Consider the following 23,911-nt stretch of genomic DNA (forward strand, 5'->3'; position numbering starts at 1 on the left):
ATTTTAAAAAACGCGTTCGCTAAAAGGCTAAAACTACTAGGACTTAAGAGTTAAGGAAGCAGGTTCGGCTCGGTGCGAAACAGAATTGTAATTATACAAAAGCGATGCTTAAAGGGGGCTGAATACGCAAGAGAAATTTTAAAAAACGATTTGGAAAATTTTAAATTTTATAATGGAATTTTATGTTTAGCATACCTGAGACAAATTTCATCTCCAACCTCCGTAAAAATTTTATAAATTTCGCAGGCAGGCGCATCCAAAAACTTAAAATCGCATTATACCGCGATATGTCGCAATATCGCAACTGCCGACCGCACCCATTCGTCCAAAAACCCGCTTGCAAAACATTTAAGCGCACGATTATAAGATTTCGCTATAATCACGTCCGATTTAAAATTTATCAAAATTTAAAAGGATTTCTATGCGCGCAATTTTTTCTATCTATATCTTCATCATCGCAGCCCTTATCGGCATCGAGCTCTCGCTCGGCGCACTCGTCGCGCCCGTGGTATTTTTCCCGCAGCAGATTATCGGAGATGGCGTGCTATCGCACTTTCAAAGCGGCAAGCTAATGAGCGAGATCTTCGTAAAATACGGCGGCATCCTCATCGCAGTCTCGATCATCTGCCTCGTTTTTGAGATGATAAATTTCAACAACAACAAATCGCAATCCTTTCGCTTGCGCCTTTCGACCCTAATGCTGACGCTCGTAAATATCATACTTGCCCTACTTTTCGTGCTTTACTTTACCGACTACGTCATAAGCGCGCAAAAGATCGGTGCAGAAGCGACGATGACGCCGGAATTTGCCCAAATCCACGCGGCTAGCGAGTGGTGCATGAAACTCATCATCGTGTTTCAAACGGTGCTGTTTTTCGCAAAAATCCTTCCCGCTCTAGCCGCGAAAAAGGCAGCGCCGGAGCAAAGCGCAGCCGATGCAGATTAAAATTTACTACGAAGACACTGACGCACAGGGCATCGTGTATCACGCCAACTACATAAAATTTTGCGAGCGAGCGCGCAGCGAGGCGCTTATGCAGGCAGGAGTGGACTTCGCGCGCGCAGACGCATACTTCGTAGTTAGCGAGCTTTGCGCTAAATTCCTCCGCCCCGCGCGCCTCGGCGATACGCTTGAAATTCGCACGAGCCTAGCCGCGCTCAAAAACGCCAGCGCCCTTTTGCGGCAAGAAATTTACAAGATCAAAGATATTAAAAACGCGGATTTCAGCGAGCTTTTATACGCACAGGACGTAAAGATCGCCTTCGTAAAAGACGGCAGACCGATCAAATTTAGCGCCGAAATTTTAGAATTTTTCAAATCTTTGAGATAAATTTATCTCGCGGGTTCAAATTTACCTAGTCGTGTGCGGCACAAACATAGCGCAGACCGATCTTCGGCATAAAATCTAAGAATGCGCAAAGCTCTTGGGCAAAATAAAATTTGCAGGCAAGATAAAATTTTACGACATAGAATTTCGCTCGGCGTTAAGGTTTAAATTTAACGCTACGTCGCGACATAAACCCCTCACACACCCGAGATAGCTAGATAGAAAACAAAATTTGAAATATCGAAATTTTGCAATGGCGTTAAATTTTGCCCCGCTCCGCCGCTTTATGGAATTTCTCGCTTTTAAATTTAAACCCGCGCAGATCGAGTCTGTGTTTTTCCGCCAAATCCCGCTTGTCCGCGAAATTTAAGCCGATCAAACTCGCCCGCGATCTCATCCGCGTAGGCGCAATCCACAAACTAGGCGCACACGCATAAAGCTACGCGCAAAATCAAAACGGCGCGCAAAGAAAGCGCCAAAATGCGCTTCACAGCAGCCCTTTTATTCTTTGCAGATCCTCTTTGAAAAGCTCCGCCTTGCTCGGATTTTGCGCGATGAATGCGGGATCGAAGCTCGGCACGAAGCTGATACCGCCCTCGTTAAAGACCGAGCCGTGCAGCGCGTCCATGCCCGCCAGATCGCCGTTTCGCAGCACGATTTTACAGCAGAGCTCGCCCAGGCAGAGCACGACTTTGGGTTTTAAAATTTTGATCTCATCAGTCAGATACGGCGCGCATTTTAAAATTATTTCCGAGCTTACGCGCCTATTTTGCGGCACCGCGCACCTTATCAAAAAGCTAAAATAAATTTCTTCCGGGCCGCAAATTTGATCTAGCGACGCTGCCACCTCAGCCTCCAAGCCGCCGCTAACACCCTCGTTAGCGCCCGGCGCAAGAGCTACGATCATAAGTTTTACGTTCGCGGGAGTTTTAGAATTTTTAAAATTTTTGATAGTTTTGAAATTTTTAAAATTTTGCTCGCTAGAGCTCGTGCGCGTTTTGGCAAGTTCACAGAGATTGCACTCGGCGGTAGCGGATTTCAGCGCGTCCAGCGCCTTAAAAAATCGCTCGCCGCCGCTTAAAATTTCAGCATTTACGTAGCGGTAGCCGAACGCTTTGTAATAAAGCAGTCTGCGTAGTTGCGAGCTTTGCACGGCGCGCCTACGATCTGTTTAAATTTCGCGCGACGAATCCGCGATCAAACTGCGCCAAATCTTTGTAAAATTCCGCCCTAAAGCCCTGCTCGCGCAAAAACACCGACAAGCTCTGTTTTTGATCGTAGCCCATCTCGCAGGCTAGAAATTTTGCGCGCCGTGCGGCGATCAGCACGATGCGTTTTAAAATTTCATCTCCCCGCTCGCCGCCAAACAGCGCCTGTTTCGGCTCCTGCAGCACGCGCGCGTCCAATGCGTAGGAGTTTGCGATGTATGGGGGATTTGAGACGATGAGATCAAACTCACCCGCGATCTCATCTGCGTAGGCGCAGTGCATGAACTCGACGTCCGCGCCTAAGCTCGCGGCATTTGCGCGCGCCACCTCAAGCGCATCCGCGCTGATGTCGCTAGCCGCGATGCGACAAGAAGGAAGGAGTTTTTTTAAACATACAGCGATTATTCCGCTGCCCGTGCCGATCTCGCAAATGCGCGGCTCGCCCAAGCTTTGCGCCAAAGCAAGCGCTTTTTTTACCAAAATTTCGGTCTCGTAGCGCGGTATCAGCACTCGCTCGTCGACGTAAAATTTAAAGCCCATAAACTCGCAGCTTTGCGTGATGTATTCAAGCGGGCGGCCGTCTTTAAATTCAACGATCTTAGCGCGAAACTCCGCTTCGTGCGCGAGCTCCTCCGAGCATCTTAGCACGAGCTGCTCATCGCTAAGTCGCTCGCAAAGCTTTAAAATTTCGCGCGCGACGTATTTTGAGCCGCACTGCTGCAAGCCCCATCTTAACGCCTCAGCGATCCTCATCAAGCTCTCTTATGCGCTCATATAGGCTCGGGTGCGAATGATACACCGCGGCGTAAATTTTATGAGCGAGCGGAAACGCCTTGTTTTCGCTGCCCAGCTTCTTTAGCGCGCCGATCATGCTCTCTTTATCCTGCACGCTCGCGCCATGTCGGTCTGCACTAAATTCGTGCATGCGGCTAAACTTGGAGATCACCGGCTCAAAAAACGCATGCAAAATCGGCGCAAACAAAACCATAAAAACCAGCGTCGCGCCGCCGCCCTCGCTAAGCCCCAGCGCGCCGAATACGCCTGCGGGGAGGTTTCCGAATACTGCGAACGTCGCGCCCAAAAGCACGAAGCTAAGCGCTAAATTTTTCAAAACATCGCCGTGTTTGAAATGCCCGAGCTCGTGCCCTAAAACGGCTAAAATTTCATCCTCGCTAAGCTTTTCGATGAGCGTGTCGAAAAGCACGACCTTTTTCGTCGCGCCGAAGCCGCCGAAATAGGCGTTTAGGCGCTTGTCGCGCTTGCTTGCGTCGATCGTAAAAACGCCGCTACTTTTAAAGCCGCAGCGCTGCAAAAGCCCCTCTATGCGCTCTTTTAGCTCGCCGTGCTCTAGCGGCTGCATCTTATTAAACAGCGGCGCGATAACGGTCGGATAGATCAGATTTATCAGTAAAACTACGCCGAAGCTTAGCAGAAAGCCCCAGACCCACCAGTGCGCGCCCAAGCTATTTACGCAAAAAACGAGCACAGAGGCTACCGCAAAGCCGAAAATTAGCGTGAGCGCGAGCGATTTTAGCGCGTCTTTTACGAAAACGGCGGGCGTTATCGTGGAAAAGCCTAGGCGCCTGTCTTTGACGAAGGTTTTGTAGATCTCAAGCGGAAGCGATATCGCGCCGCCGATGATTAAAAACGCCGTTACAAAGCAGCTCTGCGCAAAAATCCCGTCGCCCGCTAGATCATATATCGCGCGCTGTAACGCGCCAGCGCCCGCAAGTATCCAAATAAGCGCCACCGCAAAAGAAAAGCAGTGCGAAAATATATTAAATTTTAAATTTACCGCGCCGACCTCGCCCGCCTTGCGATAATCCTCCTCGCTAAGCACCACCGCAGGCTCTTTTAGCTTGGCGCGGATGAAGCTTAGCTCGAGCAGATCGAGCGAAATTTTATAAATCGTGTAAAGCGCGTATAAAAAGATCAAAAACCAAACCATCGCGCCTACTTTAGGCTCTCGGCGAGCGAAAGCACTTCGTAATATTCATTTTCCATACTGTTTAACGTTCCTCTTTTTTCTTCAAGTTCTTCAAAAAGCCCCTGCATACCGAGCTTTTGATAAATTTCAGGCGTCGAGAGCGCGTGATTTAGCTCCTTTATACGCGCCTCGATAGCCTCGATCTTAGCGGGGTACTCTTCTAAAATTTTATTCTGTTTGTAGCTAAGCTTCGCGGTGCTCGTCTTCTCCTTTTTGTTTTCGCGGCCGCTCTCCTCTGCGCTCGCGCCCGCGCCAGCGTCGGCCTCGATCTGATCGATCTCCGCCATCTCGTCTTCAAACTCCAGATACTGCGAATAGGGCATTTGAATTTGATCGATCGTGCCATTTTTTTCAAAAACCCAAAGCTTATTTGTAATCTTATCGATGAAATAGCGATCGTGGCTTACGATGATTACCGCACCTTCGAAGCTTAGCAGATAATCCTCCAAAATATTGATCGTCGCGATATCAAGATCGTTCGTCGGCTCGTCCAAAATCAAGCAATCGTACTGCTCGGTAAAGAGCTTGGCAAGCGCCAGACGGTTCTTTTCGCCGCCGCTAAGCACGCCCACGGGCTTATCTAAAAACTCCTTCGGAAACAAGAAATTTTTCAAATACCCATAGACGTGCATGTAGCTGCCGCGGACGCTTATGTGATCGCCGCCGTTGGGACAGAAAATTTCGATTATGCTTTTATCGTCCGTGATACCGCTGCGGGTCTGATCGAAGTAGCCGATCCTGATCTCGCCGCGTTTGATCTCGCCCGCATCGATCTTGCTGCGACCGAGTAGAATTTTAAGCAGAGTGCTTTTACCTGCGCCGTTAGCGCCTACGATACCGATGCGCTCGCCCTGCAAAACCCGCGCCGAAAAGCCCTTGAAAAGCACCTTGCCGTTTAAAATTTTACCGATATTCGTGCATTCAAAAAGCATCTTTTTGCGATTGTCGCCGCCCGTGCCGTTAAAGCTCCTGCTCGCGCGCTCCAGCTCGAGCCGCACGCGGCGGATCGCGCCCGGGTTTTTCTTCGCATCCTGCCTCATCTGCATGATACGCGCCTTGCGCCCTTCGTTGCGCTTTAGGCGCGCCTTTACGCCGCGGTGCAGCCACTCCTCCTCGGCGCGCAGCTGTTTAAGCAGCGTCTCGTGGGACTTTTCGAGCGAAGCAAGCATCTCCTGTTTGCGCCTCAGATAGTTCTCGTATCCGCCGTCGAAATTTGAAATTTTACCCTCTTCGAGCTCGATACTGCACGTCGCCAAGCGGTCGATGAAGTAGCGATCGTGGCTGATAAAAACGATCGTCTGCTTCGAGCTAAGCAGCATATCCTCTAGAAATTTCACCATATAGACGTCGAGGTGGTTCGTGGGCTCGTCCAGCAGCAGCACGTCGGGCTTTTTAAGCACCAGCGCGCCCAGCGCCACGCGACGAATTTCGCCGCCGCTAAGCGTGCAGACGGAGCGGTTTTCGTAAATTTTAAGCCCGAAATTTTGCAGCACCTGCTCGATCTTATTATCGATCTGCCAGCCGTCCTTGGCCTCGATAAATTTAATCAGCTCGTCTTGGCGCGCCAAAAGCTCTCTGTTTTCGGGCTGCGCGGCGATCTTACTCGAGATCGCGTCGTATTCGCTAAGGGCGGCGTAAATTTCAGCTAGCTCCCGTCGCAGCGCGTCTTTGACCGAGAGATTTTCGTCAAATTTAGGCGTTTGAGCGAGCATCTGGATGTTTAGCCCGTTTTGAGTGATCACGCGTCCCTCGTCAATCTCGCACAGACCTGCAATTATCTTCATCAGCGTGGACTTGCCGCCGCCGTTTTTGCCGATCACGGCGACGCGCTCGTTAGCGTCCAGTGCGAAATTTACGCCGTCCAAAACGACGTGAGAGCCGAATTTTTTCGTAACATCGATAAGCTCGATCAAAGCCAATTTTAAGTTCCTCTAGTGTTAAATTCGGTGATTTTACACAAAATTCTATTAAATTTTAATAACTTTTAAAGGTTCAGCGATGCAAAGTTTGGAATTTGACGACCTGTGCGTAGAAATTTTCGCCCCGCACGCGCCGTCTTTTGCGGCTGCGCCCTCCTTTACAAAAGAAGCCGCGTCCGCACCGATCATCTACCTGCACGCCTTGGAGTTTGGCGCGACCGGCATGGGCGAAATTTACGAACTCGTCTCGCGACAAAGCGGCGCGGATTTCGTGCTTGCGGCGATCTATCTAAACGAGGCGCAGTGGGGCGATAAGCTTAGCCCGTGGGCGGCAAAATCACCGTTTAAGGGGGTGCGTGATTTCGCAGGCGGCGGCGCGGCGCACTTGAAAAATTTTACGGACGAGCTGATCCCGCGTATCGAGCGGCACGTATTCGGCGCTGGCAAACCTGCGTGGCGAGCGTGCGCGGGATACTCGCTGGCTGGGCTTTTTAGCGCGTATGCGGCGTTTGCGAGCGATAAATTTCAAAAGATCGCCTGCGTCTCAGCGTCGTTTTGGTTCGGCGGATTTGACGCCTTCGTCGCCGCACACTCGCCGCAAAGGGGGCTGGCGCACGTCTACGCGTCCTTGGGCGAGGCCGAGATGAACCCGAAAAATCCGCGCGGAGCACTCTGCGGCGAGACGGCGCGAAATTTCATCGCAAAATGCCGCGGCGCGGGCGCAAAAGCGGAGTTTGAGCAAAATCCGGGCGGGCACATGCAAGATGAGATCGCAAGAATTTCAAAGGCGCTTTTGAAGCTGGTAAACTCCTAAAATTAGAGCAAATTTTAAAATTTAGCGGGACGGGCGATTAAACGGCAGGCGTGACAAAACAGGTGCTGCGAGAGATTGAAACAAACGAGCCGAGAAGCGACACGAAGCGCAAATTTAAAGCGAGCCGCCGTTATAATTTCTCGCGAACGGTCTTTTTGTGCGATGCAATGAAATTTAAAACAAACCCGCGTTAAATTTTATAGCATGAGCAATGTCGCAAAAATGGCGTTACGCAATTCGGCGCGAATTATACAGCGCATCGTTGATATTTCAGCGGCTTTGGTAAGTGCGAATCGGTTTTGAGCGTAAATATACGGCAGCTCGTCGCTGCGATACGACGGCGCGATGCGGTGCGGATTTCAGGCGGGCTGCCGCTAAATTTTGCAGATTGTGCTAGTGGTTTAAAATTTCAAACGAGCCGTCATTATAAAATTTAAAGCAAATTATGTCGCAGCTAGGATTTAGCGCGCCTGTGAGCTAAATTTAAACAGCAGCGCGCCGCGTATGATCTCGCCGTTTCATTTAGTGTAACTGCTAGCTAAATTAAATCACTGAAATTTCAAGATTTGCGCTGCGCCAAAGAGTACTTTGATACTACGATACACGCCGCTAGGTTTAAATTTTAAAATTTAGCGTCGAGCGAGCGTACTCGACCGACACCTCCTGGATTATCAGTGGCGAAATTTATAGAATTTTGCAAATTGTCGTTTGCGGAATTTTGCCCTATGAAATTTCACAGCGCACGCTTCATTATTAGCTCTCTACCGCGCTTCGAGCGGCATACGCTTTGCTTTCCACAACTACGCCGAGTCGCTCGCCGCTCCATTTTTGCGCGCGTTACGCCGTGTTCGCCGCACCTGCGCCGCGCGTGCCGCTCCGCAAAAAAAGCCGCGAACACGCCAAATTCTAACCGCACGCCCTAAATTTCACCGTCTACGCAAAGGGTAGAATTTTTTTGTAATTGCTCCACAGCTCGCTCTCCTCGCCGAAATACGCGAGCAGTCCGCGCGCGTTGCGATCGAAAGGATTGGGCTCTTTATGCAGCGCGATACGCTGCGACAGGCGCAGATCGTAGGTGTTATATATCGCGGAATACGGCACCGGAAAGTCCGAAGCGTAAAGCAGGCGCGAGTGCACGTCCGTTTGGCTTGCCAGATGCGGCAGGGCTTTCGCGCGCATCGGCGTCATTAGCGCGGAAACGTCGGCGTAGAGGTTTTTGTGCGTACGCAGAAGCGCCAGAAGCGCGAAATAATCGTGTCCGAAATTTCGCGGACGACGCGAGAGCGCACGAAAGATATGCGAGTACTCATAGTTAATCGCCATGTGCGCGCACACCGTCGTAACGCCCAGCTCAAGCGGCGCGTAGATCATCTCCAGCGCCTCGTAGCGGCGCGAGCTCGGCACCGAGCTTTCGTTGCCAACGTGGATCACTAGCGGCAAGCCGAGCTTGGCGAGCTTTTCAAAATACGGCACGTAGCGAGGCAGCCTCGTATCCAGATCCCAATAATTTTGTAAAAATTTCGCCCCCTTAAATCCGAGCTCGAAGCAGCGATCGATCTCATCGAGCGCGTCCGCTCGCTTCGGATTGATGCTAAAAAACGGCACGATGAGATCTGGGTTTTTTTGATAAATTTCAAACACGCTGTCGTTGTCCGCGCAGACGGTCTTATCGCGATGGATTAGCTCGCCCGCGTCGCTAAATTTAGCATCCACGCCGAAAAGCACCGCCTTTTTAACGTATTTCGAAGCTCTAAGCCCGCCGAGCAGAGCGTCCACATAGGCCTCGTATGGCTCTTTGATCGCGCGCGATACGTCTATGCCGAAGCGCCTGCCGAAAAGGCGCAGCGCGAGCCTGTCGTAAGGGCGATCGAAGCGCACCTCCTTGCTTAGCAGATGGACGTGAAAATCAAGCGTTTGCATCGGGGATCCTTGGGAAAATTTTGCCGAGTTTATATCAAATTGCGGTAAATAGTTAGAATTTTAAATTCGGATTAAAATTTACGCACCGCGCCTTGCCGCGCCTTTAAATTTTAAAATTTAAACCTCGCCGCAAGAGCCGCTAAATAATATTTAATGCCGTTTTAAAGCTGCGGCGATATACTTGCGATTTGAAAAGCTATTTCAATTAAGGAGCGAAGATGGAGTTTGAAATTTTAGAAAATTCCGCCGATTTTAAACCTAGTGATCTGGATGAGATAATGATCTCGATCGGCTGGGATACGGAGCAAAACGCAGCCTCCGTGCCGCCGCACGAGACATACAGGGTGTGGCGCACCTATGATTACGTGGCGATCGCCAAAACGCAGGGCAAGACCGTGGGGGTGCTGGAGGCGTTTTGCGACCGCGACAACTTCGCTACGAGCTATCTTTACTGCGTGATAGTTCATAAGGATTATCAAAGGCGCGGTATCGGCACGGCGCTCGTGAATGCCTTTAATAAACGCTTTGCGCACACCACCACCTTTGTCGTGACCCCTCTGCACAAGGCTGAGGGCGCCGGAGAATTCCTACAAAAGTGCGGCTTTAAGGATGCGTCGGAGCACTTTACGATCCACATGAGGAAGCGAAATTCGATCTAGCGGAAAGTGAAATTTACTCCAACCAGCGTGAATTTAGTAAACTTCCACGCGACTTTTAAATTTTAAATCGCGTGGAATTCTGCGCCGTCTTTTTGCCCCTTTACTACAGATCGCCGCGCGAGATATGCGGCTACGTATGCTCTCGCTCCTCCGCGCTAAATCACCGTATATTCGCGCCGGGCGCCGTAAATTTCAATTCTACGCGGGGCGCGCGAAAACAACCCCACTCGCCCCCACCTGCGCAAAAGCAAACCTAAAAGAATTTTCGGCTACAATTTCCCGCAAATAAAGGCAAAATATGAAAGAAATCTCGCTACTAAGGCTTTCGCTCGCAATCTACATCGATATGTTTTTGCGCCTCGTGACCACGTTTATCAACACCTACATGATCTCGCGCGTGGACGTCTCGCTAGTAGGCGCGCTGGGGGCGGGTAACGAGATATTTTTGCTCTTCATTACCGTTTTTGGCTTCCTCGCCGTGGGCTGCTCGGTACTCGTAGCGCAGGCGCTCGGGGCGAAAAACAAAGTCCTAGCGATGCGCGCGATCCACACGAGCATCGCATTCAACGCGCTCGTAGGGCTTTGCAGCGGCGTTTTCGTCTTTAGCTGCGCGCCGTTTTTACTCCGCGCGCTGCAAGTGCCCGCCGAGCTTTTGAGCGAAAGCGCGATCTATCTTAAGGTCATCAGCATCGTCTTTGCGATAGACGCCGTCGCGATCGTGCTTAGCGCCATCGTGCGCGTTTACGGATACGCAAATTTCATCATCGCGGTCTCAGTGGTGATGAATTTAGTAACGCTTGCGGGCAACTACGTCGTGCTATTTAGGCCGTTCGGACTGCCGTACTACGGGCTTGAGGGCATCGGCGTGAGCACGATCGCAGGGCGCATGATCGGCGTATTTTTATTCTTCCTCATCATCACGAAGGTGCTAAAGATAAAATTTTACCTCACGATGTTTTTAAAGATCAAGCTCGCCACGCTGCGTAAAATTCTATCCGTAGGGCTTCCGAGCGCGGGCGAAAACATGCTGTGGATCGTGCAGTATCTAGTCGCCTTCGCCTTCGTCGCGAGCATGGGCGAGGCGAGCCTTACCGTGCAGACGATCTATTTTCAAATTTCATCATTCATCTTCTTCGGCGGAAGCGCGATCAGCATGGCAAACGAAGTCATCGTAGGTCGCCTCGTAGGCGCCGCCAAGCCGCAGGAGGCGTACCGGCACACTTTTACCGCGCTGCGCTTCGGGCTCGGGGCGACGGCGCTTTTCGTCGCGATCGTGTTTTTGGCGCGCGAGCAGATCATGGAGCTACTGAGCCTAAGCGAGGCGCACAAGCAGGTCATGCGGCCGCTTTTTTACCTCACGCTGGGGCTTGAGTTCGGACGGACGCTTAATATCGTGTTCGTAAACGCCCTGCGCGCAAGCGGCGATGCGAGGTTTCCCTTTGCGATGGGCGTGATCTTTATGTGGGGCGTCTCGATCCCCGTGGGCTGGCTTTTGGGCATTCATCTGGGGTATGGAATTTTGGGCGTTTGGATCGGGTTTTTCTGCGACGAGTGGCTGCGCGGCAGCGCGAATACGGCGCGATGGATAAGTAAAAAATGGCAGAGCAAAAAGTTAGTCTAAATTTGCTAGACTTGCCGATCAGTCTGCGTTTTAAGCGGATGAAATACGCGCGTATCCGCATTAGCAAGGACTGCGAAATCAGCGTCAGCGTGCCGCGCTCCTACACCGCGGCGCAAGCGAAAGACTTCATTCTAAAGCATGAAAGCTGGATCCGCCAAACGCTGGCGCGACTGCAAAGCAAGCTACTAGCGAGCGATCAGGTTAGAATTTTAGGCAAAATTTACAAGCTGAAATTTAGCCGCGAGGCTGAGCTCGGTACAAACTGCAGCGCGAATAAAAATTTAGACAATGGCGACGCGCGGGACTGCGTGAACTGGGCGAATGGCGGTACGAATAGTGACGCGGGCGGCGTAAATTCGACTCATTTACAAAGCGGTGCGGGCATAAGTGATGGCGGCGATGTGAGCGGCAGCGCAAACAATTCCATGGGCGGCATGAATGACGGTGTGGGTAGCGGCGCAGGAAGCGGAATTTTAAAATTTCACTCGGGCGAACACACTTCGCAAAGTAGTGTGGCGGGCGAGGATTTAAAATTTAATCTACCCGTCGATGCGGCGCAAGGGCTCGCACAGCAAAACGCAATGCGACAAAGCGGCGAGTTTATAAATACAGCGGCGCAAAATGTCCGCGAGCAATCCTGCGGCGAAATTTTAAAATTTCACTCGGATGGGTGCGCTCCGCAAAGCGACGATGCAGGTAAATTTAACTCCGCCGCAAGCGATCAAATTTTAAAATTTGACCCTGCCGCAAGGGACGGAATTTTAAAATTTAAACCTATCGCGGGTGAAGAAATTTCAAATTTTAAACCCGCCGAGAGCGGAGGAATTTCAAAATTTAGCTCTGTCGTGGGTGAAGGAATTTCAAAATTTAAACCCGCTGTGAACGAAAGAACTTCAAAATCCGCGAGCGAAAACGTGCCGCAAAATGCAGCGCAAAGCGCGCAAGCTGCAGCGATTGAGCACGATGAGCCCGATTTTACGATCAAAAATTTTATCCAAAACTCTAAATTTAAAGATAAAATTTTCGTATCGGGGGGCGCGATCTTTTGCGAGAGCGAGGGCGAGTTTGCGGCGTTTAAAAAGGCCTTTGCGCTTGAGCTTTATCTGCGCTATATCGCGAAGCTTTCCCCACGGATAGACCGCAAGATCGTGCGGGTGCGGGTGCGCAAAATGCAGACGCGCTGGGGCAGCTGCAACCACGCTAAAGGCTATCTCAACTTCTCGCTAAGCCTGATAGAGCGGGATCGGCGCTTCGTCGAATACGTCGTGCTGCACGAGCTCGCGCATCTCATCCACGCAAACCACGGAGCGGATTTTTACGCGCTCATCGCGCAGATCATGCCAGATTTTAGGGCACGTATCAAGTTAGGCAAGGGCTAGTTCGCAAACGGGGCGCCCGTTTAAATTTCACGCCGCTGCGGCACGATCATTGCGGTCGATAAATTTTAACCGATCTTCCGTCGCGCCGTAGCAGGTCGCAGCCAGTCCGAACTTGCGCGGCGCAGGCGAAGTAAAATTTCGCAAATTTTCGCGGATCCAAACGCTAATCTAAAGCCGCAAATTCCACGTATTTCTCCATCGCAACCAGCAGGAGCCAGCGCGCGGTAGGACTGAAAAAATAGTGGTGTTCAGGGATCTGCTCCATTATAAATTTTAAAAAATCGTAAAAATATTCAGGCGCAAATTTAACCTCGGCGCTCGTTAGACTATCGCCTAGATAGTGGATTTCGCCGCTCAAAATCCTCGTTTTTACCGCGGGGTTTGCGTCTATGAAGCTTCTGGCACCGGCAAAGCTCAGGCAGTCCGCGGTCGCGTAATCTTTCAAACCCCGCAAGACGGGCTTGGAGCCGATGAAGGTAAAATTTTTCTCTATAAAGCGCGCTCCGCCCTCGCTTACCTGCCAGCGATCGCCCAAGCTCGATAAAAACGCAAACATCTCATCATCCGCGGATTTGAAATTTGCAGGCCCGTTTTTGCGATCCATCTTTGTCCTTTTTAAATTCATAGTTGCTTTTATTTTGAAATTTTTACGATAAAGAACAGAAAATATGTTTGATTTAATCTTTTTAAAATCATTATATTGAATTAGGCTAATCAAGGTTTTCCGAGCTCTTTTTATTTCAAGCGAAATCCTTTACCGCCCTTTAAAATTCAACCAATTCAAATAATCGTTCTTTCTTTATTTTTTTGAACTTTATTTATTTGTTATCATCAGTGAACTGCTCTTTGACAAGATCTTTGATATCGCTTTTAATACTTTTAGTATCAACTATTGAATCCTCACCCAGCTTCTGAAATTTTTCTTTATCTGCCTTCGTATATTCCTGTTCATCATCATATTTTTTTGTGATCAACCGAATCATCTTGCGACGCAAAAACTTCTCATCTCTAACATTTGACCTCTCTTTGATCCACCCAATTAGTAATACCATCAACATTATAAAACCAATATAACCTAGAATTGGATACATAATCGATACTAATTTTTTAAAGCCCATAAAGGATAATATATACCCTACAACTACGGTGCCAATCATAATTGGATAAAAACGTTTTGATTGATTAGATGAGAAACGTTTTGCTAAGGCATAGAATAAACTGAAAGCAGTATTAAAGATTAAGCCGAAGATAACAAGTGCATACACAAACGCAAATGCAGGGTGAATCTGTTTGGCAATAGCCAACATAGGAATATCAACAGTCGTTGCAAGTTTTACATTTGCATATAATATACAGGTTGTAACTGTGATGATAATACCGATTATAAATCCACCCAAAGTACCACCTTTTTCTGCTACACCAATCCTTATAATGGATCCCCCTAATACAAAAGCCATTGATACACCTGTCATAACGCAGAGCGAAAAATAATTCAGAACAGAAAACCAGATATTTGGCATTGGAGTAGAGATTGTATTTGCAATTGTTTCTAATTCTTTAAAATCAAAACGTTGACTTGCAAAGGTATACACTGCCATAATCATAATCATGATAAAAATAATAGGCGTAAATATCCCGATCACATTCGTGATTTTTTCAAAATCAAGAAAGCTAACAAGGATTATCAATACGGCACATAGGAGTGTTCCTGACCAGAATGGCATGCCAAATTGCTGATTAAGATTTGATCCAGCCCCGGCAATCATGACAAAACCTACCACAAAACAGCAAATAATTAAAGAAATATCAAGAATTTTATTAGTGATAGATCCAGCAATTTGTGAAAGAACTTCAAAGTGATCATTGGATCTAAAATAACTACCGAATGTAATAATGATTTTACCAAAGACGGCATTGAGGATACCAAGAATAACGGCTCCAAGAATACCCCATTTGCCAAAACTGACGAAATATTGCATCAGATCCTGACCGGACGATAATCCAGCACCGACAATAACCCCAACATATGCTAACGCTACATTTAAAATTTGTTTTAACATCATCCTACCTCTTAATTATAAAAATTTTAATTTGCTTTACTAATATTAAGAATCTTTAAATTTAAATAATATTAAATGCTAATTAAATTTTATCCAAATAATGACACGAAATTTACACCGAAATTACATCCAAACTCTTAGCGAGATTCCAAGCGAAAATCCCGTACTTTGGTAAATAAAACCGCAAGACCACCGCTCAAAACAGATCAAGGCAAATCAAGGCAATTTACTTGAAAAAATTCTTGATTTTATCGAGTATCCCCTCGTCGTCTCCGCCCTTGCTGCCGAAGCTTTCTTGAAGCTCGCGCAAAAGCGCCTCTTGCTTCTCGTTCAATTTCTTAGGGGTTTGGACGTTTACCTGCACGATCAGATCGCCGTTTTTCTTGGTGCGGATATTCGGCGCGCCCTCGCCGTAGATCGTGAAGCGCTGCTTGTCCTTGGTGCCTACTTTGAGTTTCAGCTCCGCCTTGCCACGCGGCGTCGGCACCTCGATGCTCTCGCCCAAGATCGCCTGCGTGAAAAACACCGGCACCTCGATATACAGGTCGTCTCCATCGCGCAGGAAGTGGCTATCCTCCTTAACGCGCACTATCACGTATAGATCCCCGATCTCGCCGGTTTTAGAAATGTTGCCCTTGCCGCTTAGGCGTACGCGCTGTCCGTCGTCGATACCTGCAGGAATGTCAAATTTAAGGCTCACGTCCTCTTCGGTAAAGCCCTTGCCGCCGCAATCCTTGCACCTGTCTTTTACGATCTCGCCCGTGCCGCCGCATTCGGAGCAGCTTTGGATGAAGCTCATATATCCGCGCCTGCCCGCGACGCGTCCAGTGCCGCCGCAAGCGGAGCAAGTGTGCTTCTTTTTATCCTTCGAGCCGGTGGCGTCGCAAGTAGGGCACGGCTTTTTGATCTTGTATTTTATCTCCTTGTGAACGCCCTCTAAAGCCTCTTTAAATTCCAGCGTTACGGCTAGCTCGGTATCTATTCCATATGGATCGCTAGGGCGCGAACGAGCGCCTCCGCCGAATGCCTGCTCAAAAAAATCGCCGAAAATAGAGCTAAAATCAAATCCTCCGCCGCTCGCGCCGCTATATGCGCCGCTGATGCCCTCTTTGCCGTAGCGATCATACATTCTGCGCTTTTGATCGTCGCTTAAAATTTGATACGCTTCGTTGATCTTTTTAAATTTCTCCTCCGACTCCTTGTCGCCTTGGTTGCGGTCGGGGTGAAATTCCAAAGCGAGCTTTCGAAACGCCTTTTTTATCGTCTCGGCGTCGGCATCGCGCGCCACGCCTAAAATTTCATAATAATCTTCTTCCACGAAATTCTCCTTAAACTATACAAAAGGGGCAATTTTATCTAAATTTAATAAAACGCAAGTTAAGACTTAACTATTTTTATGTATAATGCAATATTTAAAATTTCAAATCAACGATGCAAAGGATAAAAAATGATAAATGTATTGATGATAGAAGACGACAGCGAGTTTGCACAGCTTCTAACCGAATATCTGGCTAAATTTAACATCCAAGTTACAAACTTTGAAGACCCATATCTGGGCATTAGCGCTGGGATCAAAAACTACGATCTGCTGATTTTGGATCTTACGCTTCCGGGGATGGACGGACTTGAAGTCTGCAAAGAGATCCGCGAGAAATACGACATCCCGATAATCATCAGCTCGGCTAGAAGCGACGTGAGCGATCGCGTCGTGGGGCTTCAGATCGGCGCGGACGATTATCTACCCAAGCCTTATGATCCAAAAGAGATGCACGCACGTATCATGAGCCTCATCCGCCGCTATAAAAAAGCTAGCGAGAAGGAAGAAACCGCCACGGATAGCGTATTTCGTATCGACGACAAGCGCCATGAAATTTACTTCGGCGAGGAGTCGCTCGTGCTAACGCCTGCGGAGTATGAAATTTTAGAATACCTCATCAAGCAGCACAGCTTCTCCGTCTCTCGCGAGCAGCTCGTATATCACTGCAAAAGCTTAAAAGACAAGGATTCAAAGAGCTTAGACGTCATCATCGGGCGTCTGCGCACCAAAATAGGCGATAGTTCCAAGGCGCCTAAGCATATCTTTTCGGTTCGCGGTATCGGCTACAAGCTCATCGGATGAAGCACTCCTTAATCACTAAAATTTCGGTTTTTTTTGTAATCGCGATCATCTTAGTCTGCGTGCTTTTCATCACATTCGCACGGATGCAGATGAATAGAGCTCTAGGCAGCATGCAGGCTAATCAAATAAACGCGGTCAATAATCTACTTGAGCTATACAAGCGTAATGCCCCTCCCAGCGATATTGAGCGCTACTTCTCCAGCTATGGCTTGGAGCTTGTAAAAGACAAAAATATCATCCAAAACATCATCACGAGCGGTAAAATTTTTTTCGTCCAAGACACCTCTATCGGCGAGTTTAGCTCGGTCGAGTATAATAATTCGCTGTTTTTAAATATAAAAAACAACTCTTTCGTCGTGGTTTTCGAAAGCCTCGGCACGAAGAATTTAAACGATCCGCTTTGGGTTGGATTTCTGCTTACGATGGCAGTTTTGATCTCGCTTTATTTATCGATCGTGCGAAGTTTTACGCCGCTAAAAAAACTAAGCAAAAATATCAAAAAATTCGCCCAGGGCAACTTGGACGTAAATTTAGCCGCCACGCATAGCGAAGATGAGATCGGGCAGGTCGCGCAGGAATTTAACAACGCGATTGCCAAAATTCAAGAGCTGATCCGCTCGCGCCAGCTGTTTTTGCGCACCATCATGCATGAGCTTAAAACCCCGATCGGCAAGGGCAGGCTCATCACCGAAATGCTAGATGACGAAACACAAAAAGAGCGGCTCGTCAATGTCTTTGAGCGGCTTGAAATTTTAATCAACGAGTTTGCCAAAATCGAGCAACTGCTCTCAAAAAGCTACTCGCTAAATTATCAGGATTATCATTTCAGCCTCATTTTAGAGCAAGTAAAAGATATGTCTATGCTCGATAACTGGGACGAGCTCATCAGCACGGATATCGAGTGCGATGCGGTGATAAACGTGGATTTCGGGCTATTTGCGCTAGCGATTAAAAATTTAATCGACAATGCCCTAAAATACTCCAGCGATAAAAAAGTCCGCATCATCTGCGACGAAAACAAAGTAAGCGTCGCCAATCGCGGAGCGGCGCTTGCAAAATCATTCGAGCATTACAAGCAAGCCTTTATCAGAAATAAAGACGAGAAAGCCACCGGCATGGGGCTTGGGCTTTACATCATCGATAAAATTTGCGAGCTGCATAAATTCCGCTTCGAGTACAACTACAGCGACGGCACGCACTACTTCTCGATCGTCTTTTCGCCGAAGGGCACCATATGAGCGGCACGGACAGGTTCGAAGAGCTCGTTGCAAGCTTTGAAAAGCTTCCGGGCGTGGGCAAAAAATCCGCCCTACGCTTTGCCTACTACGTAAGCGTGCAAAACTCCTTTTTGGGGCTAAATTTAGCGCACAATATCGAAGAGGCGGTGCGTGGACTGCACAGATGCCACATCTGCGGAGCAGTATGCGAGGGCGAGATCTGCGAATACTGCGCCGATGAGGAGCGCGAAAGCGATAAAATTTGCATCGTCGAAAACCCAAAAGATATCTTTATTTTAGAGAGTAATAAAATTTACAACGGTCGCTACTTCGTGCTAGACGCCGCTGACGAAGATAAAATCGCGGCGCTACGCGAGATGGTGAGCCAAAACGGCGCGCGCGAGCTGATTTTTGCGCTGACGCCCGGCATCAACTCCGACGGCATCATGCTCTACGTCGAGGACAAGCTCGCGGATCTGGGTTTGAAATTTACTAAGCTTGCCCAAGGCGTGCCTACGGGCGTGAGCCTAGATAACGTCGATATGCTCTCGCTGATAAAGGCGATCAACGGGCGCACCGATATTTAAAATTTCGACGAAATTTTAAATTTATGCGGATAAATTTATCGGCTAAATTTAAAGCGCAAAGCGGCGAATAGATTTAGCCGCAAAGCCCAAGCGGCGAAATTTTAAGCGTAAATTTAAACAGTCGGCGCGCGATGAAATTTATTAAAATTTACGCGGCTTCGGTATGCAATACGATGCAGCAGGCAGGGCGGGACCTCGCTAGCCGCGAGGCTTTAACGGCAAGTTTGAGCCGTAAAATTTTAAGCGCTCCTGTTTCAAAGCGGAGTTTTGAGCGCGGAATTTCGAGCGTTCAAATTTTAAAAGGCGAAATTCTAAACGGCGAATTTCGAGCGCTCAAATTTTAAAAGCGCTTTCGAAAGTAGCGAGACGGGGTTGCGCGACGCCGCGAGCTCGTAAAATTTAAAGGAGAATTTCAAGGCGCACAAAATGGTTTAAATTTTTAAATTTCGCAGACGTGGGATTTAAAAATTTAAACGTAATTTTCCATTATAATATTTAAGGACAAAGGTGAAAAAGGTTCATTTTATCGGCATCGGCGGCATAGGAATATCGGCATTAGCAAGATTTTTACACGAGAAAAATTTTATCATCTCAGGCTCGGATATCAAAGAGAGCGAGACGACCTACAAGCTAAGAGCGGACGGCATGGAGATCATCACTCCGCACGACGCTTCGGCGATCAAAGATCAGGAGATCGTCATCTACTCCGCCGCGATCAAAGAGGACAATGTCGAGCTGCAAGCCGCGCGCAAAAAGGGGATCGTCTGCCTCTCGCGCAAGGAAGCCCTGCCCTTCGTGCTAAAAGACAAGCGCGTCTTCGCAATCGCCGGCGCGCACGGCAAAAGCACCACGAGCGCGATAACCTCGGCGCTGATAAACGGCTCGGTTATCATCGGCGCAATCTCCAAGCAGTTCGGCTCGAATATGAAATATGAAAATAGCGAAAATATCATCTTCGAAGCCGACGAGAGCGATTCGAGCTTTTTAAATTCCAACCCCTACGTCGCGGTCGTGACCAACGCCGAGCCCGAGCATATGGATCATTACGACAACGATTTGGATAAATTTCACGCGGCGTATCGCGGCTTTTTGGAACGCGCCAAGATCCGCGTGATAAACGCCGAAGACGAGTTTTTAAGCTCCATCAAGCTCGGCTGTATCAAGCTCTTTCCTTCGCGCGATATAACGGATCTAAAGGTGCTGCTGCGCGATCATCAGCCGTTTATGAGCTTTAATCTTAAAGAGCTCGGGCGCTTCGAGGTTTACGGGCTAGGAAGGCACATCGCGATTGATGCGTCGCTAGCGATCCTAGCCGCAGCGTGCGAGACGGGGCTAGAGCAGATCCGCAAAAATTTACTGAATTACCAAGGGATCAAAAAGCGCTTCGACATCCTGTGCGCCACCCCAAACTTCGTGCTCATCGACGACTACGGCCACCATCCTACCGAGATCAGAGCGACGCTGCAAAGCGCGCGCGAATACGCTAGCCTGCTAGGTCTTAGCAAGATCACGGCGATCTTTCAGCCGCACCGCTTCAGCAGACTTAAGGCGAATTTAAACGCTTTTAAAGAGTGCTTTGCGGGTGTAGAAGAGCTAGTGGTGCTGCCCGTTTACGCCGCTGGCGAGCCTAGTAACGGCATCGATCTGAAAGAGGAGTTTAAGGGGCTCGGCGCACTATTTACCGAGCGGGTCTTTAGAAACGGCGAGAAGATAGAATTTAGCGATATTTTCGGCGTCCGCCACATCATAAACGACGGGCTCGTGATCGGATTTGGCGCAGGCGACATCACCTATCAGCTGCGCGGAGAATTTTAGGCTTGAAAACTCTCGCCGAATTTATGAAACGAACTCCGCAGCGGACGGGCAAGGATAAAATTTGAGATTTTTAGTGTTTATTTTCGCATTTTTATTTATCGCGGCGATCTTTTTCGTGCGGGACGAAATTTTAAGCAAAAAAGCTAAAATCATCGCCACGGCACTGATCGTGCTGCTATGCGCGGGGGCTTATTTTTACGAAAGCGCGAGCGAGCGATCCGCCAAGCTTGAGGAGGAGATGGTGTTTAAATTTAACGCGGGTGCCAGATTAAGATGCGGCGGCGCGATAAATTCCACTTCTGAAACGCGCGACGCGGATGCTAAAATTTTGGGCGTGCAAGCCGGCGAAGCAAATTTAAACGCGCAAGACAAGACCACTTCTACCGCGCAAAGCTCCACCGCTCAAATGAACGAGCAAGTTTCCGCTGCGCAAATAAACGGTGCCGTCTCGGGCGGACAAAATTCCGCACAAAGCCCTACTTCGCAAAATTCTACAGGGCAAGGCGATACGCAGAGCCTCGCGCCGCAAAATTCCGCGAGCCAAGAAGGTATGCGAAACTCCGCTTCGCAAAATTCCGCGCACCAAGGCGACATGCAAACCTCTAATCCCCAAGGCTCCGCGCAGAATTTTAACGTAGCCGAGCAAAATTCTATGCAAGGTTCTACAGCGCAGAATTCTAAAGCTACGCAAAATTTCGCCGCAGACAAAGAGCAAGGCTCCGCGCAGATAGTAACGCGAGAGAGCTTCACCTACTCCTTTTCTTTGGGCGCTTTCATCGCCAAAAAAAGCGCGGGCGCGGAGTTTAAGGGCAAAACCTACAAGATCAAAGAGTGCGTTTATGATCAGTGACGAACTCTTTACGCGCCTCGATCTAGGCGAGTATCTAGCCAAATTTAAAAGCTTTTTGGCGCGCGAAAAGCCGCTGTTTTTAAGCGGCGATAGTAAGCTAAATTTTGAAAAAATTTCAGAGCTTACGAAATTCGATCTCGCGCAGTGCGAGAGCGTCGCGAATCTAGACGACGCGCTGATGCGCATCTGCAAGCACGGCGTGCTTCATATCAGCGAAATTTACGAGTTTAGCAAGATCGTCCGATATTTTCTGTATCTCAAAAAGCAGCCCTTCGAAGGCAAACTCGCCGCTTGGCTTGCAAAGATCGAGATTCCTGCGCCCATCGCGCAATTAAAGGATTATTTCGACGATCAGGGCGGCTTTCGCGACGCGATAGACGAGCGCTTCGGCGCGCTGAACGAGGCGTTTAAAATAAAAAAGGGCGAGATCGAGCAGACGCTAAAAAGGCTGATCTATTCCAAAGCCCTTTCGCCCTATCTCGCCGACACGCAGATCCACTACATAAGCGACACCGAGGCTCTGCTGGTGCGCGGCGGCTTCAACCACGTGCTAAAAGGCAGCGTCGTAGCGCGATCAAGCGGAGGCTATTTTTACGTGCTTCCAGACGCGATCGCGGCTCTGAAATCCGCTCAAAGCGCGATTTTGGATAAAAAAGAGCAGATCGTATTCGAGCACTGCAAGCAGATCAGCGCGGTTTTTAATAAAAATTTAGCCTTTCTGAAATTTATAAACGCCGCTTTCGATGCGATCGACGCGCTGATTGCGCGCGCCGCGATGGCAAGAGCGAGCGATTATGAGTTCGTCCTGCCTGAGCCCTCGCGCGACATCGTATTAGACAGCTTCGCCCACCCCGCGCTTAAAAATCCAAAGCGCGTGAGCGTGGAATTTACGGGTAAAATTCTGCTAATCACCGGCGTGAATGCGGGCGGAAAATCGATGCTTTTAAAAAGCATTCTAAGCGCGGCGCTGCTAGCTAAGTACCTCCTTCCGATGCCTATTCGCGCAAGCCTCAGCCGCATCGGCACCTTTAAAGAGTTCGAGCTCATAATGGAGGATCCGCAAAACTCCAAAAACGACATCTCGACCTTCGCGGGCAGGATGGTTGCCTTTAGCAAGCTGTTCGGGCGCAAAGAAATTCTAATCGGCGTCGATGAGATCGAGCTGGGTACCGATTTTGAGGAGGCTGCGAGCCTATACGGCGCGATGATCGAGCAGCTGATAAGCGGCGACGTGAAGATGATCATCACCACGCATCACAAGCGCCTGGCGATGCTGCTTGCGAAAGATCCGCGCGTGGAGCTGCTAGCGGCGCTTTACGACGAGAAAAACAGCGCGCCGAAATATGAGTTTTTAAAAGGTACGATCGGCAAATCCTACGCCTTTGAAACCGCGCTGCGCTACGGCATAGCGCAAAATTTGATCGCCGCGGCGCGCAAAAACTACGGCGAGAGCAAAGAGAACTTAAACGAAGCGATCTCAAAAGCGATAAATTTAGAGCTTGAGCTAAAACAAAAGCTGGCACAGACGCAGCAAAAAGAGGAGAAGCTGGATGCGCTGAGCGAAGCGCTAAAAGATCAGCGCGAGCGCGCGCAAAGCGAGCTGAGGGCGGAGCTTTCAAGGCTGCAAAACGAATACTACCGCGCCATTTCGGAGGCCAAACGCAGCGTGAGCCTAAGCGACGTGCGCGAAAAGCAGCGCGCCATAAACCGCGCAAACGAGCTCGCACGGGCCGTGCAGCAGCCCGAACTCAGCACGCCCGAGCCGCAAAGCCTCAAGGTGGGCGATCGCGTAAAATACGGCAAGATCAAGGGCGAAATTTTATCGCTCAGTAAAACCCAGGCGCTGATGCTAAGCGACGGTATCAGGCTGCGCGTGCCGCTTAGCGAGCTAAAGCGCAGCGGTGCGACGCCCGCACCCGCAAAAAATATCAGCATCAAGGTGCAAAAGCCCTCCTCTGCGTCGCTCGTGCTCGATCTGCACGGCTTGCGCGCCGAGGAAGCAATCAGCAGGCTTGATAAATTCATCAGCCAAAGCCTCGTGATGGGCTTTGATGAGATCATCGTCAAGCACGGCATCGGCACGGGCAAGCTCGCGTTCGCGGTAAAGGAGTTTTTAAAATCGCACCCGAGCGTCAAGGGCTTTCGCGACGGCACGCCCGCAGAAGGGGGCTTCGGCTCAAAGGTCGTCTCGCTGTAGGCTTTGACCCAAAGGTCTTTTCACTTTAGACGCCAGCGCGAATGATTTAGACATAGAATTTCGCCGCAGAATTTGTAACTTGGCTTTTCGCTAAAACTTCATGCGGCGTAGCCGCAATAGAAAATAAGCGCGGACGCAGTCCGCAGTTTAAATTTAACGCGAGCGTAGCTCGCCCCGCTAGCGTCGCGCGGGTGGGGGTTGGTAAGGGGGCGGGCGCGCCTCGCAACTCCG

The 23,911-nt window shown here is 49.3% G+C and carries 22 protein-coding genes; 13 read left to right on the forward strand and 9 right to left on the reverse strand.

Annotated features, from left to right (window positions below; all coding sequences use genetic code 11):
* Positions 1–421: 421 nt before the first annotated feature.
* Both Q0340_RS04035 and Q0340_RS04040 read left to right on the forward strand, forming a co-directional pair.
* Positions 422–946, forward strand: a complete 525-nt coding sequence (locus tag Q0340_RS04035) for a DUF4149 domain-containing protein (RefSeq protein ID WP_298082260.1) — start codon at positions 422–424, stop codon at positions 944–946.
* The gene (locus tag Q0340_RS04040) at positions 936–1,331 is read left to right on the forward strand and encodes a YbgC/FadM family acyl-CoA thioesterase (RefSeq protein ID WP_177389364.1); all 396 of its coding nucleotides are present in this window, start codon (positions 936–938) and stop codon (positions 1,329–1,331) included. Before Q0340_RS04035 ends, Q0340_RS04040 begins: the two co-directional genes overlap by 11 nt.
* Positions 1,332–1,815: 484 nt before the next feature.
* Here Q0340_RS04040 and Q0340_RS04045 read toward each other — a convergent pair whose 3' ends face one another.
* The 4 genes from Q0340_RS04045 to abc-f are packed head-to-tail and all read right to left on the reverse strand — an operon-like array spanning position 1,816 to position 6,442.
* A complete protein-coding gene (locus Q0340_RS04045; RefSeq protein ID WP_298082261.1) occupies positions 1,816–2,481 on the reverse strand; it encodes a uracil-DNA glycosylase in 666 nt (221 codons plus the stop codon).
* 7 nt (positions 2,482–2,488) lie between these two features.
* Positions 2,489–3,289, reverse strand: coding sequence for a peptide chain release factor N(5)-glutamine methyltransferase (gene prmC, locus Q0340_RS04050; RefSeq protein ID WP_298082262.1), 801 nt, complete (start codon positions 3,287–3,289; stop codon positions 2,489–2,491).
* The gene (locus Q0340_RS04055) at positions 3,276–4,484 is read right to left on the reverse strand and encodes a M48 family metallopeptidase (RefSeq protein ID WP_298082263.1); all 1,209 of its coding nucleotides are present in this window, start codon (positions 4,482–4,484) and stop codon (positions 3,276–3,278) included. Before Q0340_RS04055 ends, prmC begins: the two co-directional genes overlap by 14 nt.
* 5 nt (positions 4,485–4,489) lie before the next feature.
* Positions 4,490–6,442 (reverse strand): ribosomal protection-like ABC-F family protein, encoded by a 1,953-nt coding sequence (abc-f, locus tag Q0340_RS04060; protein ID WP_298082264.1) that lies wholly within the window; start codon positions 6,440–6,442, stop codon positions 4,490–4,492.
* 79 nt (positions 6,443–6,521) lie between these two features.
* On the opposite strand from abc-f, the gene Q0340_RS04065 reads away from it, so the two are divergent.
* Positions 6,522–7,256 carry an alpha/beta hydrolase-fold protein gene (locus Q0340_RS04065; RefSeq protein ID WP_298082265.1) on the forward strand — a complete coding sequence of 245 codons (735 nt, stop codon included), beginning with the start codon at positions 6,522–6,524 and terminating at the stop codon, positions 7,254–7,256.
* Between the two features lie 933 nt (positions 7,257–8,189).
* Here Q0340_RS04065 and Q0340_RS04070 read toward each other — a convergent pair.
* Entirely contained in the window at positions 8,190–9,176 is a 987-nt protein-coding gene (locus Q0340_RS04070) for an amidohydrolase family protein (RefSeq protein WP_298082266.1), read from the reverse strand.
* Between the two features lie 218 nt (positions 9,177–9,394).
* Between Q0340_RS04070 and Q0340_RS04075 the strand changes: the two genes are divergently transcribed.
* The 3 genes from Q0340_RS04075 (at position 9,395) to Q0340_RS04085 (ending at position 12,835) form a co-directional block, all read left to right on the forward strand.
* Positions 9,395–9,835, forward strand: a complete 441-nt coding sequence (locus Q0340_RS04075) for a GNAT family N-acetyltransferase (RefSeq protein ID WP_298082267.1) — start codon at positions 9,395–9,397, stop codon at positions 9,833–9,835.
* Positions 9,836–10,133: 298 nt separating this feature from the next.
* Entirely contained in the window at positions 10,134–11,456 is a 1,323-nt protein-coding gene (locus Q0340_RS04080; protein WP_298082268.1) for an MATE family efflux transporter, read from the forward strand.
* Positions 11,432–12,835, forward strand: a complete 1,404-nt coding sequence (locus Q0340_RS04085) for a M48 family metallopeptidase (RefSeq protein WP_298082269.1) — start codon at positions 11,432–11,434, stop codon at positions 12,833–12,835. The genes Q0340_RS04080 and Q0340_RS04085 overlap by 25 nt, the downstream gene beginning before the upstream one ends.
* A 163-nt stretch (positions 12,836–12,998) precedes the next feature.
* On the opposite strand, the gene Q0340_RS04090 is transcribed toward Q0340_RS04085, so the two are convergent.
* From Q0340_RS04090 to dnaJ, 3 genes are all read right to left on the reverse strand, one after another.
* Positions 12,999–13,439, reverse strand: coding sequence for a hypothetical protein (locus Q0340_RS04090; protein WP_298082270.1), 441 nt, complete (start codon positions 13,437–13,439; stop codon positions 12,999–13,001).
* A 214-nt stretch (positions 13,440–13,653) separates the two neighbouring features.
* Complete coding sequence (locus Q0340_RS04095; protein ID WP_298082271.1) at positions 13,654–14,898, reverse strand: hypothetical protein; 1,245 nt, start codon at positions 14,896–14,898, stop codon at positions 13,654–13,656.
* 223 nt (positions 14,899–15,121) lie between these two features.
* Positions 15,122–16,213 (reverse strand): molecular chaperone DnaJ, encoded by a 1,092-nt coding sequence (gene dnaJ / locus Q0340_RS04100; protein WP_298082272.1) that lies wholly within the window; start codon positions 16,211–16,213, stop codon positions 15,122–15,124.
* A 129-nt stretch (positions 16,214–16,342) separates the two neighbouring features.
* On the opposite strand from dnaJ, the gene Q0340_RS04105 reads away from it, so the two are divergent.
* The 7 genes from Q0340_RS04105 to Q0340_RS04135 all read left to right on the forward strand — a co-directional run bounded on the left by Q0340_RS04105 (position 16,343) and on the right by Q0340_RS04135 (position 23,680).
* Positions 16,343–17,014, forward strand: coding sequence for a response regulator transcription factor (locus tag Q0340_RS04105; protein WP_005870149.1), 672 nt, complete (start codon positions 16,343–16,345; stop codon positions 17,012–17,014).
* Positions 17,011–18,252, forward strand: coding sequence for an ArsS family sensor histidine kinase (locus tag Q0340_RS04110; RefSeq protein ID WP_298082273.1), 1,242 nt, complete (start codon positions 17,011–17,013; stop codon positions 18,250–18,252). Before Q0340_RS04105 ends, Q0340_RS04110 begins: the two co-directional genes overlap by 4 nt.
* The gene (recR, locus tag Q0340_RS04115) at positions 18,249–18,818 is read left to right on the forward strand and encodes a recombination mediator RecR (protein WP_298082274.1); all 570 of its coding nucleotides are present in this window, start codon (positions 18,249–18,251) and stop codon (positions 18,816–18,818) included. The genes Q0340_RS04110 and recR overlap by 4 nt, the downstream gene beginning before the upstream one ends.
* A 131-nt stretch (positions 18,819–18,949) precedes the next feature.
* Positions 18,950–19,162 (forward strand): hypothetical protein, encoded by a 213-nt coding sequence (locus Q0340_RS04120; RefSeq protein ID WP_298082275.1) that lies wholly within the window; start codon positions 18,950–18,952, stop codon positions 19,160–19,162.
* A gap of 163 nt (positions 19,163–19,325) precedes the next feature.
* On the forward strand, positions 19,326–20,633 hold the full coding sequence (gene murC / locus Q0340_RS04125; RefSeq protein ID WP_298082276.1) for a UDP-N-acetylmuramate--L-alanine ligase: 1,308 nt from the start codon (positions 19,326–19,328) through the stop codon (positions 20,631–20,633).
* Between the two features lie 61 nt (positions 20,634–20,694).
* Positions 20,695–21,483, forward strand: a complete 789-nt coding sequence (locus tag Q0340_RS04130) for a hypothetical protein (RefSeq protein ID WP_298082277.1) — start codon at positions 20,695–20,697, stop codon at positions 21,481–21,483.
* Entirely contained in the window at positions 21,473–23,680 is a 2,208-nt protein-coding gene (locus tag Q0340_RS04135; protein ID WP_298082278.1) for an endonuclease MutS2, read from the forward strand. The genes Q0340_RS04130 and Q0340_RS04135 overlap by 11 nt, the downstream gene beginning before the upstream one ends.
* Before the next feature lie 46 nt (positions 23,681–23,726).
* On the opposite strand, the gene Q0340_RS04140 is transcribed toward Q0340_RS04135, so the two are convergent.
* A partial coding sequence (locus Q0340_RS04140; protein WP_298082279.1) for a hypothetical protein occupies positions 23,727–23,911 on the reverse strand: 185 nt, incomplete at its 5' end.

It is taken from the genome of uncultured Campylobacter sp., from assembly GCF_938045595.1.
Taxonomy (GTDB): Bacteria; Campylobacterota; Campylobacteria; order Campylobacterales; family Campylobacteraceae; genus Campylobacter_B.